14 protein-coding genes and 1 pseudogene are annotated in these 14,570 nt (G+C 59.3%); 6 read left to right on the plus strand and 9 right to left on the minus strand.

All coding sequences use genetic code 11. The annotated features are described in order from the left end of the window. The coding region (locus ACIQVE_RS17565) for an aconitase family protein (RefSeq protein WP_402810500.1) at positions 1 to 867 on the plus strand (867 nt) is incomplete at its 5' end. 165 nt (positions 868 to 1,032) lie between these two features. Here ACIQVE_RS17565 and ACIQVE_RS17570 read toward each other — a convergent pair. The 3 genes from ACIQVE_RS17570 to ACIQVE_RS17580 all read right to left on the minus strand — a co-directional run bounded on the left by ACIQVE_RS17570 (position 1,033) and on the right by ACIQVE_RS17580 (position 2,968). Continuing rightward, positions 1,033 to 2,313, minus strand: coding sequence for an HAAAP family serine/threonine permease (locus ACIQVE_RS17570; protein WP_402810592.1), 1,281 nt, complete (start codon positions 2,311 to 2,313; stop codon positions 1,033 to 1,035). A gap of 253 nt (positions 2,314 to 2,566) precedes the next feature. Then, positions 2,567 to 2,749 carry a hypothetical protein gene (locus ACIQVE_RS17575; RefSeq protein WP_402810501.1) on the minus strand — a complete coding sequence of 61 codons (183 nt, stop codon included), beginning with the start codon at positions 2,747 to 2,749 and terminating at the stop codon, positions 2,567 to 2,569. Positions 2,750 to 2,773: 24 nt separating this feature from the next. After that, positions 2,774 to 2,968, minus strand: coding sequence for a hypothetical protein (locus ACIQVE_RS17580; protein WP_402810503.1), 195 nt, complete (start codon positions 2,966 to 2,968; stop codon positions 2,774 to 2,776). Positions 2,969 to 3,105: 137 nt separating this feature from the next. Between ACIQVE_RS17580 and ACIQVE_RS17585 the strand changes: the two are divergent. From ACIQVE_RS17585 to ACIQVE_RS17600, 4 genes and pseudogenes are all read left to right on the plus strand, one after another. After that, positions 3,106 to 3,247, plus strand: a pseudogene (locus ACIQVE_RS17585) (tautomerase family protein); the annotation flags it as partial. A 174-nt stretch (positions 3,248 to 3,421) separates the two neighbouring features. After that, a complete protein-coding gene (locus ACIQVE_RS17590; RefSeq protein ID WP_402810505.1) occupies positions 3,422 to 4,390 on the plus strand; it encodes a 2-hydroxyacid dehydrogenase in 969 nt (322 codons plus the stop codon). A 170-nt stretch (positions 4,391 to 4,560) separates the two neighbouring features. After that, entirely contained in the window at positions 4,561 to 5,628 is a 1,068-nt protein-coding gene (locus ACIQVE_RS17595) for a phosphotransferase family protein (protein ID WP_402810507.1), read from the plus strand. A gap of 38 nt (positions 5,629 to 5,666) precedes the next feature. Further along, positions 5,667 to 6,434, plus strand: coding sequence for an SDR family oxidoreductase (locus ACIQVE_RS17600; protein ID WP_007965755.1), 768 nt, complete (start codon positions 5,667 to 5,669; stop codon positions 6,432 to 6,434). A 183-nt stretch (positions 6,435 to 6,617) separates the two neighbouring features. On the opposite strand, the gene ACIQVE_RS17605 is transcribed toward ACIQVE_RS17600, so the two are convergent. From ACIQVE_RS17605 to ACIQVE_RS17630, 6 genes are all read right to left on the minus strand, one after another. Further along, positions 6,618 to 6,839 (minus strand): hypothetical protein, encoded by a 222-nt coding sequence (locus tag ACIQVE_RS17605; protein WP_402810509.1) that lies wholly within the window; start codon positions 6,837 to 6,839, stop codon positions 6,618 to 6,620. Between the two features lie 743 nt (positions 6,840 to 7,582). Continuing rightward, positions 7,583 to 7,840, minus strand: a complete 258-nt coding sequence (locus tag ACIQVE_RS17610) for a DUF1652 domain-containing protein (protein ID WP_402810510.1) — start codon at positions 7,838 to 7,840, stop codon at positions 7,583 to 7,585. Positions 7,841 to 7,976: 136 nt separating this feature from the next. Further along, positions 7,977 to 9,473, minus strand: a complete 1,497-nt coding sequence (locus ACIQVE_RS17615) for a helix-turn-helix transcriptional regulator (protein WP_402810512.1) — start codon at positions 9,471 to 9,473, stop codon at positions 7,977 to 7,979. 117 nt (positions 9,474 to 9,590) lie between these two features. Next, on the minus strand, positions 9,591 to 10,484 hold the full coding sequence (locus tag ACIQVE_RS17620) for a LysR family transcriptional regulator (protein ID WP_402810514.1): 894 nt from the start codon (positions 10,482 to 10,484) through the stop codon (positions 9,591 to 9,593). Positions 10,485 to 10,490: 6 nt separating this feature from the next. Further along, the gene (locus tag ACIQVE_RS17625; RefSeq protein ID WP_402810516.1) at positions 10,491 to 12,704 is read right to left on the minus strand and encodes a molybdopterin cofactor-binding domain-containing protein; all 2,214 of its coding nucleotides are present in this window, start codon (positions 12,702 to 12,704) and stop codon (positions 10,491 to 10,493) included. Further along, positions 12,704 to 13,168: a (2Fe-2S)-binding protein gene (locus tag ACIQVE_RS17630; protein WP_402810517.1), complete on the minus strand. Its 465-nt coding sequence runs from the start codon at positions 13,166 to 13,168 to the stop codon at positions 12,704 to 12,706. The genes ACIQVE_RS17625 and ACIQVE_RS17630 overlap by 1 nt, the downstream gene beginning before the upstream one ends. 118 nt (positions 13,169 to 13,286) lie before the next feature. Here ACIQVE_RS17630 and ACIQVE_RS17635 point away from each other — a divergent pair, with 118 nt between their 5' ends. Continuing rightward, positions 13,287 to 14,177, plus strand: a complete 891-nt coding sequence (locus ACIQVE_RS17635; RefSeq protein ID WP_402810518.1) for a LysR substrate-binding domain-containing protein — start codon at positions 13,287 to 13,289, stop codon at positions 14,175 to 14,177. Positions 14,178 to 14,570: the final 393 nt, after the last annotated feature.

Genomic DNA, 14,570 nt, shown 5'->3' on the forward strand with positions numbered 1-14,570 from the left:
CTGGAAATCGAAGGCCTGGAAGGTCTGACGCTGGAACAGGCTTTCGAGCTATCCGACGCCTCGGCCGAACGTTCGGCTGCCGGTTGCACCATCAAGCTGTCGAAAGAGTCGATCACCGAGTACCTGAACTCCAACATCACCCTGCTGCGCTGGATGATCGGCGAAGGCTACGGCGATGCACGTACTCTGGAACGTCGCGCTCAAGCGATGGAAGCCTGGGTTGCCAATCCTGAGCTGATGGAAGCCGATACCGACGCCGAATACGCCGAAGTCATCGAAATCGATCTGGCCGACATCAGCGAGCCTGTGCTCTGCGCGCCAAACGACCCGGACGACGCCCGTCTGCTGTCCAGCGTTGCTGGCGAGAAGATCGACGAAGTGTTCAACGGTTCGTGCATGACCAACATCGGTCACTTCCGCGCTGCCGGTAAACTGCTGGATCAGGTCAAGGGTCAGCTGCCAACTCGTCTGTGGCTGTCGCCGCCGACCAAGATGGACGCTCACCAACTGACCGAAGAAGGCTACTACGGCATCTACGGCAAGGCTGGCGCGCGCATGGAAATGCCAGGCTGCTCGCTGTGCATGGGTAACCAGGCACGTGTAGAGCCGAACGCGACTGTTGTGTCGACGTCGACCCGTAACTTCCCGAACCGTTTGGGCGACGGCGCGAACGTCTACCTGGCTTCGGCCGAGCTGGCGTCCGTTGCTTCGATCCTGGGTCGCCTGCCGACCGTCGAGGAGTACATGGAATACGCTGGCAAGATCGACAGCATGGCGGCCGATATCTACCGCTACCTGTCGTTCGACCAGATCGCCGAGTTCCGTGAAGCTGCTGCGAACGCCAACATCCCGGTCGTTCAAGCCTAACGTTACAACGCTATAAAAAACGCCGCCCATCGTGAGATGAGCGGCGTTTTTTTATGCGTGGTGAATAGTCGCTTGGCAGACGAAAAAAAACCGCTGCACATACTGTGCAGCGGTCATTGTGGCTGAAAATCAAGAGATTGCAGGCTGCGATTTCTCGATCTTGCTTTAAGCCGTCAGCGAATAGATCAGCGCAGAAATTGCCACCAGACCAACAGCGGTGACAAACACGTTCGACGCCTGACCGCGATAGCGCGCCATCGCCGGCACCTTGCGGATCGCGTACATCGGCATCAGGAACAGGATCGACGCGATCACCGGACCACCGATGGTTTCGATCATGCCGAGAATACTCGGGTTGAGCGTAGCAACGATCCAGCACACCACAAGCATGAACGCCGCAACGATACGATCCAGTGCCTTGGCGCTCGGACGCTTGCCGCTCTTGACGATCAGACCTTTGAGACCTTCGCTGGCACCGATGTAGTGACCGAGGAATGACTTGGAAATCGCTACGAATGCAATCAACGGAGCTGCGAAAGCGATGGTCGGGTTACTGAAGTGGTTGGCCAGGTACGATAGGATCGACAGATTCTGCGCCTTGGCTTCAGCCAGTTGCTCAGGTGACAGGGTCAGCACGCAACTGAAGACGAAGAACAGCACCATCACCACCATCAGCAGGTGGGCGCGGCACAGGATCTGCGAGCTGCGCTCTTCGGCGTGGACGCCATAACGGCGTTTCTGATCAACCGAAAACGCCGAAATGATCGGCGAATGGTTGAACGAGAACACCATCACCGGGATCGCCAGCCACAGGGTGTGCAGCAGCGCCGAGGGCGCAGGCACTTGCGCAACGGTGCTCAGAATGCCGCCGTTCCAGTGCGGAATCAGGTATACGGCGAGGAACAGCAGCGCGACGATAAACGGATAAACCATCAGGCTCATCGCCTTGACGATTGCCTGTTCGCCGCAGCGAACAACGGCCAGCAAGCCGAGAATCAGCACAAACGACAGCAGCGCGCGCGGCGGTGGTGTTATGTGCAACTGATGTTCGAGGAAGCTGGCGACCGTGTTGGTCAGGCCGACGCTGTAGATCAGCAGGATCGGGAAGATTGCGAAGAAGTACAGCAAGGTGATCAGCGCGCCGGCCTTGATACCGAAATGCTGTTCCACCACTTCAGTGATGTCGGCGCCTTCGCGACCGGAGAGCACAAAGCGGGTCAGGCCGCGGTGCGCGTAGAACGTCATGGGGAATGCCAGCAGCGCGAGGATCACCAACGGCCAGAAGCCGCCCAGACCCGCGTTGATCGGCAAAAACAGGGTGCCGGCGCCGATGGCCGTCCCAAACAGTCCCAACATCCAGGTGGTGTCCTGGCGATTCCAGCTCGAAAGTTCAGCGGGTGCTGCTGCATCAAAGCGCTCTTCGACACTATTGGCCTGATCATTCATCCGGTCGGATCTCCGCATTCCGGTCACTTGCCACTCGGTCAGGACGCGTCGGAAAAAACCGACAGACATGCTCCGGCCGAAACAGGGGCGCGATTCTCCGTGATAAATGAGCAGAAGCAAAGACTTAGCTGAGGAATGGTTGTGCGGAGCAGATCTGAGGGGTGTCGCATTTGGGAAAACGGCTGTCGTCGCCAGATATGATCAGTGTCGTTTTTGAACATGTTTTCGCGCTGACGGTGTTCGCCGAGGCGCTTCAGAGCGAACGGAGAACTATCGTGCCGAGGGTCAGCATCACCAATGCAAATAGTGCCCCCATGCTGAACCTGAACAACTCTGAGCGAATTTCCGCCGCGGACAGGTCTGGCACTTCTTCGGCAAGTTCGGCGTCCTCTCGATACAGACGTTCAATTCTGGCAACGCGTTCTTCCAGGGTCATGATTATTGTCCTCTCTGGGTTAACTCAAAACTTCACCAAAAGGCTTAATACAGCAGCAAACGCGGTTAACACCCCAGCTCCTACCGCGACTGGGCACCAGAATTTTTCTCGCTTTAACTTGCCTTCCTCCGCCATGAGCTTGAGTCTCTCAACAACTAATTTCCGTGTTTCGTTTTGAAGCCTCTCAAGTTCCAGATTTTCGCGATCGTCCTGAAGCATGCGCCTTCCTTGGCTATTGGCACTGACTGCCCGAGCTGCTTTGTGCCACATGATTTCCTATTCATCCCGTACCTGATAGCAGACGAATCCGGCGATTTCGTAGGCAAAATCCTCGAGTTGGGTACGCAGCCTCATACGATAACTTCCAGATCCTCGCCGAGCACGACAGCCAACACTTGATCTACGGCCCGTAATACTGAGGACGTGTTCATCAATCTGGTGGAAGTGAAAAAAGAGAACTGGTCATTCGGCAACGGCGTCGCGCAGTACGTCACTTGATCCGCTCAAGTAAGCCCCCGCACCAGCCTTCTGACGAAGCGCCCGCGCACGCCCCGTCTCAGCTCCTACACTGGCTGAAACGGGGCAGCGCTCAGCCATTGCCAAACCGCTCTGGAATCAGCACTCTGCTACGACTTTCGCGACCGAACCGCCATTGTTCAAAGGAGCCGCGCAATGCCCGCCACCGTTCTGGTACTGGTTGAAACCATTAATGACTATCTGCCAATTCTCGAGCATCAAGGCTTTCACCTGATCCTTGCCCCCACACCGGCCGAACGCACACAAGCCATCGCCACCCATGGCCCGCGCATCGATGCCGTGCTGACCCGTGGCCCGCTGGGCCTGACCGCCGATGAAATTGCCGCCCTCCCCGCGTTGAAAATCATCACGGTGATCGGCGCTGGTTACGAGCAGGTCGACCTGCAAGCCGCCAGTGATCACGGGATTACCGTGACCAACGGCGCCGGGGTCAACGCCTCGTCCGTGGCTGATCATGCAATGGCGATGCTGTTGGCGTTGGTGCGCGACATTCCGCGCTGCGATGCTGCTGTGCGTCGGGGTGAATGGCCGAAAATCATGCGTCCATCCCTGGCCGGCAAACGTCTGGGCATTCTTGGACTCGGTGCGGTGGGGCTGGCGATTGCCAAGCGCGCCAACCTCGGCTTCGACATGCAGATCAGTTACCACAGCCGTCAGCTGCGCAGCGATGTGCCCTATGCGTTCTGCTCGACCCCGACCGAACTCGCCAGAGCTTCGGACTTTCTGATCGTCGCGACGCCGGGCGGGATCGGCACTCAGCATCTGGTGACCCGTGCAGTGCTCGATGCGCTGGGGCCGAACGGTTTCATCGTCAACATTGCCCGGGCCAGTGTGATCGCCACGACGGACCTGATCACCGCGCTGGAGCAACGGCGCATTGCCGGCGCCGCACTGGACGTCTTCGACCATGAACCGCACGTACCGCAAGCGCTGAAAACCCTGAGCAATGTGCTGCTAACGCCCCACGTCGCCGGGCTGTCACCGGAAGCCACCCAAGGCACGGTGGAACTGGTGGGGGAAAATCTGCTGGCGTTTTTCTCCGGGCAACCGGTGCTCACACCGGTCGTTCTCCCCCCAAGGCTCAACAACCAGCGCGTCCACTGAACCAGCCCCCCCTGCGACGACTCCTGCGGGGGCTTCCTTGTGCCTATTCGGAACGCTGATTATCCGGCAACACGCTAACCTATAAGACCGACCCGCGCTTGTGACCGATCGAGCGCACCATTAGATTAGCCAATGATGTCTGGCCTCCAAAATAAGCAGAAGGGATAAGCATGGCGCTTACTGACCAGTCCACCCGTATCCGCTCTGGCGAAGAACTCGATGCCAGCCTGATCGATCCGTACCTCAAGGCACACATTCCGGGCCTGAGTGGCTCCCCGGCGATCAGCCAGTTTCCCGGCGGTGCGTCGAACCTGACTTACCTGCTTGAATACCCGGAGCAGGAATTCGTTCTGCGCCGGCCTCCGTTCGGTCACAAAGCCAAATCCGCCCACGACATGGGCCGCGAGTTCCGCATCCTCAATCAACTGCGCGATGGTTTCCCGTACTGCCCCAAAGCCTACGTGCACTGCACCGACGAATCGGTGATCGGCGCCGAGTTCTACGTGATGGAGCGGGTCAACGGGATCATCCTGCGCTCCGAACTGCCGCCGGAACTGGGCCTCGATTCGGCGAAAACCGAAGCGCTGTGCAAGAGCTTCATCGACCGTTTCGTCGAACTGCACCGGGTCGACTACAACGCGTGCGGTCTGGGCGATCTGGGCAAACCTGAAGGCTACGTCGCCCGCCAGATCAAAGGCTGGAGCGAGCGCTACGAAAAAGCCCTGACCCCGGATGCGCCACACTGGGAAGCGGTCAAAGCCTGGCTCAACGAGAAGATGCCGGCCGACCACCCGACCTCTAGCATCGTTCACAACGATTACCGCTTCGACAACGTCATTCTCGACCCGCAAAACCCGATGCAGATCATCGGCGTGCTCGACTGGGAACTGACCACCCTCGGCGATCCGCTGATGGATCTTGGCAACACCCTCGCCTACTGGATCGAAGCCGACGACCCGGCGCCAGTGCAACTGATGCGCCGCCAGCCGAGCCACGCACCGGGCATGCTGACCCGCCGCGAATTCGTTGATTACTACGCCGAACGTTCGGGCATTCAGATCGACAATTTCGACTTCTACTACACCTACGGCCTGTTTCGCCTGGCCGGCATCGTGCAGCAGATCTACTACCGCTTCTACCATGGCCAGACCCAGGACAAACGCTTCGCGCAGTTCATTCAAATGAACAAACTGCTGGAGCAGATGAGCTTGCAGGTCATCCAGAAATCTAGCCTCTGATCCAGGCCCTATAACAAGACTTTTCACAAGGGAAACCCATGTCCAAGACTCAGTTGTTCGACCTCGACGGCAAGATCGCTTTCGTCTCCGGCGCCAGCCGTGGCATCGGTGAAGCCATCGCCAAACTGCTGGCCCAGCAAGGCGCCCACGTGATCGTCTCGAGCCGCAAGCTTGAAGGCTGCCAGCATGTGGCGGACGCGATCATCGCCGCCGGCGGCAAAGCCACCGCAGTTGCCTGCCACATCGGTGAAATGGAACAGATCAGCCAGGTATTCGCCGGGATCAAGGAACAGTTCGGCCGCCTGGATATTCTGGTCAACAACGCCGCGACCAACCCGCAGTTCTGCAACGTGCTGGACACCGACCTCGGCGCTTTCCAGAAGACCGTCGACGTGAACATTCGCGGCTACTTCTTCATGTCCGTGGAAGCGGGCAAGCTTATGCGCGAAAACGGGGGTGGCAGCATCATCAACGTCGCATCGATCAACGGTATTTCGCCGGGCGTGTTCCAGGGCATCTATTCGGTGACCAAAGCGGCGGTGATCAACATGACCAAGGTCTTCGCCAAGGAATGCGCGCAATTCGGCATCCGCTGCAACGCCCTGCTGCCGGGTTTGACCGACACCAAGTTCGCCTCGGCACTGGTGAAGAATGACGCGATCCTCAAGCAAGCGTTGACGCAGATACCGCTCAAGCGTGTGGCCGATCCGAGTGAGATGGCTGGGGCGGTGTTGTATCTGGCGAGTGATGCGTCGAGCTACACCACCGGTGTTTCGCTGAATGTGGATGGTGGGTTCCTGTCCTGACCGTCGCGGCAAATGAATTACCCTGTGGGAGCGAGCTTGCTCGCGAAGAGGCCATGCCAGTCAGCCTATTGAGCGACTGACACACCGCTTTCGCGAGCAAGCTCGCTCCCACAAGGAATGTATTTCAGGCATACAGCAATTTCGGTAACTGCCGCACAACCCGCGACTTGCGCCCGGCTGGCGTTATTGAGTGACGCAACGGGTAGTGGTGATGTGTCGAGTCACCTGCTCGTCGACATAAGCGTCGCCCGCCACTTCAGTGTTCTCGATGACCTGACAAGTACGTTCCGGCGGTGGAGGTGGCGCCACAGGTGGAGGCGGCGGCGGACTGGCACAACCGGCCAACAACACCACACCAAAAGCCAACGACAACGGTGAACACACGCGTTTCCCAAGACTGTTCATAGGACGACCCGCGATAAATGAGAGACAAACTTCCGCGACCGAAACGACCACGGAAAACCTGACCACTCATTCTTTATAGACGAGACCTTCGTGAGCGCCAGTAAACCGGACGTGTGCGGGGACATTGGCTGTCGATTTTGCGTTGGAACTCAACAGAGCAAGGCTGAGGTTTTACGTCACCAGACAAGCCGCCATCGCTGGCAAGCCAGACTCCCACAGGGACGGCGTACTCCTGAGATGCGGGTCGGCTAGAGGGCCGCTATCGCCAGCAGGCTGGCTCCTACAGTTTTGAATTGCATGCGTCCCGCCACAAACCGGTCGGCTGTCAGGCCGCTATCGCCACCAGGCTCACCGAAAAGCAAACGCCGAAGCCACACCGCCCTCGCTTCTCACCACTCAACACAATGAGCGTTAGCTCGAGTGCAGCTCTTGATCTCAAGAGCCCGTCGGCAGGCTTCGTTCCGGGATTGATCCGGGGGTGGGAGCGCAGCGACCGTTTGGCGAAGCCAAACACATCGAGAGGAGGTGCAGCGAAGCAAACCGGAGGCGATGCGCCCGGATCAATCCCGGAACGAAGGGACCCCGAGCCCTAGCGAGCGGGCCGAACGTCAGGGTAAAGCCTTTTTGGGTACTTTTTCGGCGTCTGGAAAAAGTGCCTCGCCGTAAGGGCGAAACCCTAATCCGCCATCACCATAAAAACGGATATTCACACAATAACAAGAGAAAATTCTCAGCTCTAAAGCCTACGCCAACCCAGGATCCCCAGAAAAACGCAAAGAATTGCTCTCCAACTCATACCGCAATTCGTCAACCAAAGCCGCCACCGACTCAGGCGTACGCAAAGCATCCAGCTTCAACCCACTGATCACCAGATCCACCTGCCCCGACACCGGGTGATAAAGCTTCACCGTCAGTGAATGATCCCCATCCACCGAACACTCACACGCCAGCGGCGAAAAACTGTGCTCAAGCTGGGCGCGCAACTGCGCAAGATTCATCATTGAAGCCGTTCCTTAATCTGTTTCGAAGGGACACGATCCCAAGCCGTAAAAGACCCGTATCGCACTCCAACAGACTAAAAAAAGCCTCCGCCCACCAACACATCAATTTGCACCCTGCCCACTAGTGCATTTGCACCTACTTTTGGCCCTTGGTGCGCCACTCACCGGAAAACAGCCCGCGCTCCCGCGCCCAGACAATCGCCTCGCTGCGGCTATGCACATCCAGCTTGGAATACACCGTCGCCACATGATTGCGCACGGTATTCGGCGCCAGTTTCAGCCGTGCCGCAATCTCCTTGTCCGCCAGGCCTTCACAGATCAGCCCCAGCACATCACGCTCACGCGCCGTCAGATCGGTGAACGACACACTTGGCAGTTGCGGTGAGTTGATCTTTTTCACATTCGCCAGTTTTTCGATCAGCGTGCGACTGAACCACGAGGCGTCTTTCATCACCTCCTCAATCGCCGCCACCAGTTCAAGCTCGGTGCGTTTGCGCTCGGTGATGTCCATCAGCACCAGCAAATAGCACGGTGTGTCGTGAATATTGACGGTATCGGCAGACACCGCGCACTCCAGTAGATCCGCATCCTTCTTGCGCACCCGCACATCAACCCGGTCAATCCGACCGTTTTTTTCCAGCGCCGTCAGCAGTCGGGACCGGGCGCCATCGTCGTCGATGAAGTCCAGTTGCGTCACGGTTTTGCCCAATACGTCATCACTGGTAAAGGCCATGGAATCGAGGAAAGCCTGATTGACGTCGATGACCTGCTGTTCGTCGGCCGTGCAAATCAGAATCGGCACCGGCGTCAGGCGAAAGGCCGTGGCAAAGCGCTCCTCGCTCTCGCGCAGCGCCACCTCAGCCCTGCGGCGCAGTTCCACATCCACGAAGGAAAACAGCATGCATTGCTCATCGTTGAGTAACAGGGGTTGCCCGGCAACAATCACTTGCTTGTTGCTGCCATCGGGCAGGCGCAGTTCGGCCTGCATCTGAGGAATGGTCGCGACGTCGCGCAGGCGCTGGATCGCCAGATCCCTTTTCTCGGCCTGCTCGAAGATGTCGATTTCATAGGCCGAAGTGCCGATCACCTGGTCGCGGGTGTAACCGGTCATCTCCAGAAACCCCGGGTTGACCTTGATGTAGCGCAAATCGCTGAGACGACAGATCACCGCTGGCGCCGGGTTGGCATTGAAGGTTTTTTCGAAACGCAGTTCAGCGTTGGCCCAATCGGTGACGTCGCTCATGATCAGCACCAGCGACTCCGGCTGCCCTTCGCGGTCGGTCAGCACCATGCTGCGCACGCTGTGGACCCAGACGCGTTCAGGATCATCCACCGCGAACACCTCGATCAATACGTCGCTGAAGACTTCGCAACGCGCGACGCGGCTGATCGGATAATTCTCCGGCGGCACCAGATGATTGTTGCGATAGCGCAGGCTGAAGCGCTTGGCGTACTCGTCGGCATTGATGCCCAACTCGCCGATCCGGCTGACACCGTGCATGGCCAGCGCAGCTTCGTTGGCCCAGAGGATGCTCTGATCGAGTTCAAGCAAAATCACACCGTCGGACAGCCCGGCGATGATTTGCTGCAACTGACGACGATTGGTTTCGCGGGTCAGGACTTCCTGGCTCATTGGATCTCCACAAGTGATACGCCCATGTGAAGGGTACGACCACGGCCGCCGCAGATCGTGCCAGCATTAATTTTCGCAACACCCTCAGTCCAATGTGGCAGCTAGCTCCCACAGGGATTAGAGGTGAGTGGAAGGTTCGCGCAGTTCACGCAAGGTATCGAGAAACAGCTTGAGCACCGGCGAAGCATCGTCCGCGCGATAGGTGGCGTACAACGGCACTTCCGGCAACGCCGGGGTCAACTTGCGGAACACCAGCCCCGCCGGCGCCAATTGCTCGATGGACGCCGGCAACAGCGCCACGCCAAACCCCGCACGCACCAGGCTGAGCAAGGTTTGCACCTCGATCACTTGCTGGCGGATCTGCGGCGTGAAGCCGGCCTGAATACAGCACTGGTAGAGGAAATTGGCAAACCGCGACTGCTTCAGCTCCAGCGCCACAAACGGCTCCAGCGCCAGATCCGCTGGGGCCAGCACTTCGCGGCTGGCCAACGGATGATCCGCGGGCATCACCACATGAATCGGCTCATAGATCAGCAATTCATTACGCAATTGCGGGTCGTCATAGCCTACGCGGAACACGCAGGCGTCGATGCGCTTTTCCTTCAACGCCTTGACCTGCGCCGCCGGGGTCATTTCATGCAAACGCCAGGTGACTTGCGGATAGCGCTCGCGAAACAGATGCAGCGCCTTGGGCAGCACGCCGACCATCACCGAACTGATCATGCCGATTTCCAGTTCACCAAGCTGCCCACGCCCGGTTTGCCGGGTCAGGTCCAGCGCCCGCTCGAGCTGTTCGAACACCAGCGGCGCCTGCTCCTTGAGCATCTGCCCCGCCGCAGTCAGCTCGACCCGATGATGACTGCGCGCGAACAGTGGTGTGCCGAGTTCCTCTTCCAGCAGACGAATCTGTTGGCTCAATGGCGGCTGGCAGATGTGCAGCCGTTCGGCGGCACGACCGAAATGCAACTCATCGGCCAGGGCCATGAAATACCGCAGCAGACGCAGGTCCATGGCGGCTTACCCCAGGCTCAGCGGTGTTGAACGCTGACGCACGCCGGTCAATGCAAACAGCGCGTTGGCGATGGCCGGCACCACCGACGGGCTGCCCAGTTCACCGACGCCGCCGGGTTTGCTCGGCTCACCCTCCAGCACAAGAATGTCGGTGGCCGGCATGTCGGACATGCGCGCCACGCGATAGTCGTGGAAATTGCTCTGCATCACCCTGCCCTGTTTGATGTCGAGCTTGTCGAACAACGCATGGCCCAAGCCCCACATCAGGCCGCCGTAAATCTGCTCTTCGACACCCCCCGGCGACACCGTCAAACCGCAATCGACCACGCAGGTGAGTTTCTCGACCTGGGCCTTGCCATCGACCGTGGTGACCCGCGCTACCACCGCGATAAAACTGGTGTAACCCTGATTGGTCGCGATCCCCAGCGCCGTACCCGGCGGCAAAGGTTGGCCCCACCCGGCGCGTTCGGCAGCCTGCTTGAGCACCGCTACATGACGCGGTCGCTCCTGCATGTTGGCCAAACGGAATGCCAGCGGATCGGCACCGGCCGCATGGGCCAGTTCGTCCATGAAGCTTTCCACGGCGAACACGTTGGGGATGAAACTCACCGAGCGGTACCAACCGCTGGGAACGTTGCTTTCATGCTTGACCCAACTCAGTTGCAGATGCGGCGGACGGTAGGCGAAGTCCCACGCAGTGATGGCTTCGGTGGTGCTGTAATCCATGTGATCCGGGCGCTGGAAGTAACCCGGCTCCCACTGTTCCGGTGAGGCGGGCGACACCGCGTGCAGTTGCAGTGCGGTGAGTTTCCCATGAGTGTCCAGCGCACCTTTGATCCGGTTTAGCGTTGCCGGGTGATAGAACAGCGCGTGCATTTCGTCTTCACGGCTGTTGAGCAGCTTCACGGGTACAGCGGTTTTCTGCGCCAGATACGCCACTTCAAACAACCAGTATTTGGCCTCGCGCGCACCGAAACTGCCGCCGGAGACCAACTCATGGATGGTGACGTTAGCCTTGTCGATCCCGCACACGGTTCGCGCCGCTTCCAGCGCCGAGGACGGCACCTGCACGCCGCCCCAGTAGGTGATTGCCTTGTCCTTCACCTGCGCGGTGATGCAGATCGGTTCCAGCGGGTTTTGCACCTTGTAGGGCATGGTGTAATCAGCTTCGAGCAGCTTCGCCGCGCCCGCCCATTGCCCGGCGACATCGCCTTGGGTCATGGCGTTTACGGTTTGCGCTTGCGGATCGCCGATGGCTTTGGCCTGGGCGCTGAACAACGCGTCGCTGTCGAACCCGGCCAGTGGCGAATCGCTCCACTGGATCTCCAGTAGCTTGCGCCCCTCCTGCGCCGCCCAGTACGTATCGGCCAACACCGCGACACCTTCCAGATTGCCGCCAAGCACATCGGGCCGCCCGGGAATCGCCAGCACTTTGCGCACGCCTGGCACCTTTAATGCGGCCGCCGAGCCTACGCTGACCACTTTCGCGCCCACCACCGGTGCTCGCTGGATCACCGCCACCAGCATCCCCGGCAATTGCACGTCGATGCTGTATTTGAATTGCCCGCAAACCTTGGCCGCTGCATCGCGTTTATGCCGTAGTTTGCCGATGTATTTGAACTGCGACGGATCCTTCAACGTGACCTTGTCGGGTGCCGGCAGATGCGCCGCGACGCCAACGAGTTCGCCGTAGCCCAGGCTGCGTTTGCTAGTTGGATGAACGACCCGGCCTTCTTCGGTGGAGCAGCTGTCGGGGCTGACTTTCCACTGCTTGGCCGCTGCCGTGATCAACAATGCCCGCGCCGTGGCACCGGCCATGCGCAAGCGGTCGTATTCCAACGAAACACTGGTGCTGCCGCCCGTGGAGAAGACTTTCCAGATCGGGTGGATGTAGGTTTCGAAGAACGGATCTTCCGGGGTAATCACCTGCACGGTCATCGGATTGACATCGAGTTCCTCGGCCACACACGCGGCCAGTGCGGTATGAGTTCCGGTGCCGGAATCGTGCTTGTGCACCACCAGTTTCACCGTGCCGTCGGGCAACACGCGCACCCAGGCATTGGGTTCGAATTCACTGGCCGGTGCTGGGGCCTTGGGGTCTGTCGCCGCCATGCCGCTCGGCAGATACAAGGCAATCGCCAAGCCTGACGCCACCGTGACCGCTTGTTTGAGGAACACCCGGCGCGGCAGTTCGAAAGCGCTATCGTCAATGAGGCTCATCAAGCCTCCTTCGGCGCATTCGCCGCACGTTTGATCGCTTTGTTGATGCGCCCGTAAGTGCCGCAGCGGCAGATATTCCCGGACATCGCGTTGCGGATCGAATCATCAGTGACTGCCGCGCCCGTGTTGAGCAACGCAGCCGCCGACATGATCTGCCCGGATTGACAGTAGCCGCATTGCGGCACATCTTCGGCGACCCAGGCCAGTTGCAACGGATGGTTTTGCGTCGGCGACAAGCCTTCGATGGTGGTGATGCTGTGGCCCGCGACGGCGGCCAGCGGCAACTGGCAGGAACGCACTGCAACACCGTCCAGATGCACGGTGCAGGCACCGCACAGGCCCATGCCACAACCAAATTTGGTGCCGGTGAGTTTCAACTGATCACGCAAGACCCATAACAAGGGCATGGAGGGGGACGCCTCATCCAGCTCGCGTCGTTCGCCGTTAACCGTGAATGTAATCATTGTCAGGCTCCAAGAGAGCGGCCCGTCTTTGTGCAGGCCTGGTCACCGATTATTGGAAGCCACGGCAATCCCCGGCCAGCGACGATTTCTGCCAACCGGTGTAAGCAGGACTAACAACATGTACAAGCGATACCCGTCGGTGCAGTCCATGAGCGCGTTTATCCACGCAGCGCGCAGCGGTAGTTTTTCCAGCGCTGCGCGCAAACTCGACCTGACCCACAGCGCCATCAGCCAGCAGATCCGTGCACTGGAGGATTTCATCGGCCAGCCGTTGTTCGTGCGTGAAGGGGGCGGCAGCAACCTGACGGACGCCGGGCAGTTGTTTGCCAGTGTGTTGTCGGATGGTCTGGCGCAGATCGATCGCGCGCTGTCCTCGGTGAAAAACCGCAGCGTGGCGCAACGTCTGACGCTGGATGTCGACAGTGAACTGGCGCAGAGCTGGCTCAATCCACGCTTGCCGCAGTTGCTGGATGAGCTGCCGGATTACGAGGTGACGCTGCTGTCGATGCCACGCAGTGATCGCAGCACGTTCGAACGGGTCGATCTGGCGTTGCGCTACGGTTATGGCGATTGGGACGACTGCGAGATGACGCAGATCTGCGGCGACCGGGTGATGGCGGTGGCTTCGCCTGAGTTGCTGGAACGGCATGGATTGCAGTTGCCATTGAGCCCGGCGCAGGTGCTCAAGTTGCCGTTGCTGGGTTACACGCGGCGCTCGTGGATTCCTTGGCTGGATGCTGCCGGGATGACGCCGACCGAGCCCACGGCACGGGTGATTTTTGATAACGCAGCGAATCTGATTGCGGCCGCCGAGGCTGGCGTCGGCGCGGGACTGGTGCGTGGATTACTGGCCGCCGATGCATTGCGCAGTGGACGGTTGGTGACGCTGAACGAAGCGCAGATTGCGGCGCATTACAACCTGTATGCGGTTTGGCCGCATGGGCAGGCAGAGCGCGTGGCGCCTGTGGTTGAAGTGATCAAGCAGATGGCTTTGCGTACACACCACTGACGCTTTCGCGAGCAAGCTCGCTCCCACAGTTTGACCGCATTTCTCCAGATGGAATGCAATCCCCCTGTGGGAGCGAGCTTGCTCGCGAAGGGGCCGGCACAATCACCACAAAAACCAAAACCATATCGCCCAAGTATCACCACCCCTCCCAATTAATATTGTACGAACCCCTCCCCCCTTTCCAATACTCGCCCTCAGCAGCCACCCACCCGGGCCGGATGCGACCAGGCGAGGGAATGCGTGCACGTTGCGCATAGAAATGGCCGATTGCCCGGGACGTGGATGCCGAGAGCCGCAAGGCTCCCTTCCCCGCTATCAGGAGATCGACTTCAATGATCATCGATATCAGTTGCTATCCCACCGATCTGGTGGACCTCGCCTGGAGGCATGACG

Origin of the sequence: Pseudomonas sp. NPDC098747, assembly GCF_044760045.1 — a bacterium.
GTDB lineage: Bacteria > Pseudomonadota > Gammaproteobacteria > Pseudomonadales > Pseudomonadaceae > Aquipseudomonas.

What these genes read in the sequence shown, in the direction of transcription:
- ACIQVE_RS17600 (WP_007965755.1), top strand. Translation starts at nt 5,667, where the DNA reads ATGTCCAAGACTCAGTTGTTCGACCTCGACGGCAAGATCGCTTTCGTC.
- ACIQVE_RS17635 (WP_402810518.1), top strand. Translation starts at nt 13,287, where the DNA reads ATGTACAAGCGATACCCGTCGGTGCAGTCCATGAGCGCGTTTATCCAC.
- ACIQVE_RS17570 (WP_402810592.1), bottom strand. Translation starts at nt 2,313, where the DNA reads ATGAATGATCAGGCCAATAGTGTCGAAGAGCGCTTTGATGCAGCAGCA.
- ACIQVE_RS17610 (WP_402810510.1), bottom strand. Translation starts at nt 7,840, where the DNA reads ATGATGAATCTTGCGCAGTTGCGCGCCCAGCTTGAGCACAGTTTTTCG.
- ACIQVE_RS17605 (WP_402810509.1), bottom strand. Translation starts at nt 6,839, where the DNA reads ATGAACAGTCTTGGGAAACGCGTGTGTTCACCGTTGTCGTTGGCTTTT.
- ACIQVE_RS17625 (WP_402810516.1), bottom strand. Translation starts at nt 12,704, where the DNA reads ATGAGCCTCATTGACGATAGCGCTTTCGAACTGCCGCGCCGGGTGTTC.
- ACIQVE_RS17595 (WP_402810507.1), top strand. Translation starts at nt 4,561, where the DNA reads ATGGCGCTTACTGACCAGTCCACCCGTATCCGCTCTGGCGAAGAACTC.
- ACIQVE_RS17575 (WP_402810501.1), bottom strand. Translation starts at nt 2,749, where the DNA reads ATGACCCTGGAAGAACGCGTTGCCAGAATTGAACGTCTGTATCGAGAG.
- ACIQVE_RS17580 (WP_402810503.1), bottom strand. Translation starts at nt 2,968, where the DNA reads ATGCTTCAGGACGATCGCGAAAATCTGGAACTTGAGAGGCTTCAAAAC.
- ACIQVE_RS17615 (WP_402810512.1), bottom strand. Translation starts at nt 9,473, where the DNA reads ATGAGCCAGGAAGTCCTGACCCGCGAAACCAATCGTCGTCAGTTGCAG.
- ACIQVE_RS17630 (WP_402810517.1), bottom strand. Translation starts at nt 13,168, where the DNA reads ATGATTACATTCACGGTTAACGGCGAACGACGCGAGCTGGATGAGGCG.
- ACIQVE_RS17620 (WP_402810514.1), bottom strand. Translation starts at nt 10,484, where the DNA reads ATGGACCTGCGTCTGCTGCGGTATTTCATGGCCCTGGCCGATGAGTTG.
- ACIQVE_RS17590 (WP_402810505.1), top strand. Translation starts at nt 3,422, where the DNA reads ATGCCCGCCACCGTTCTGGTACTGGTTGAAACCATTAATGACTATCTG.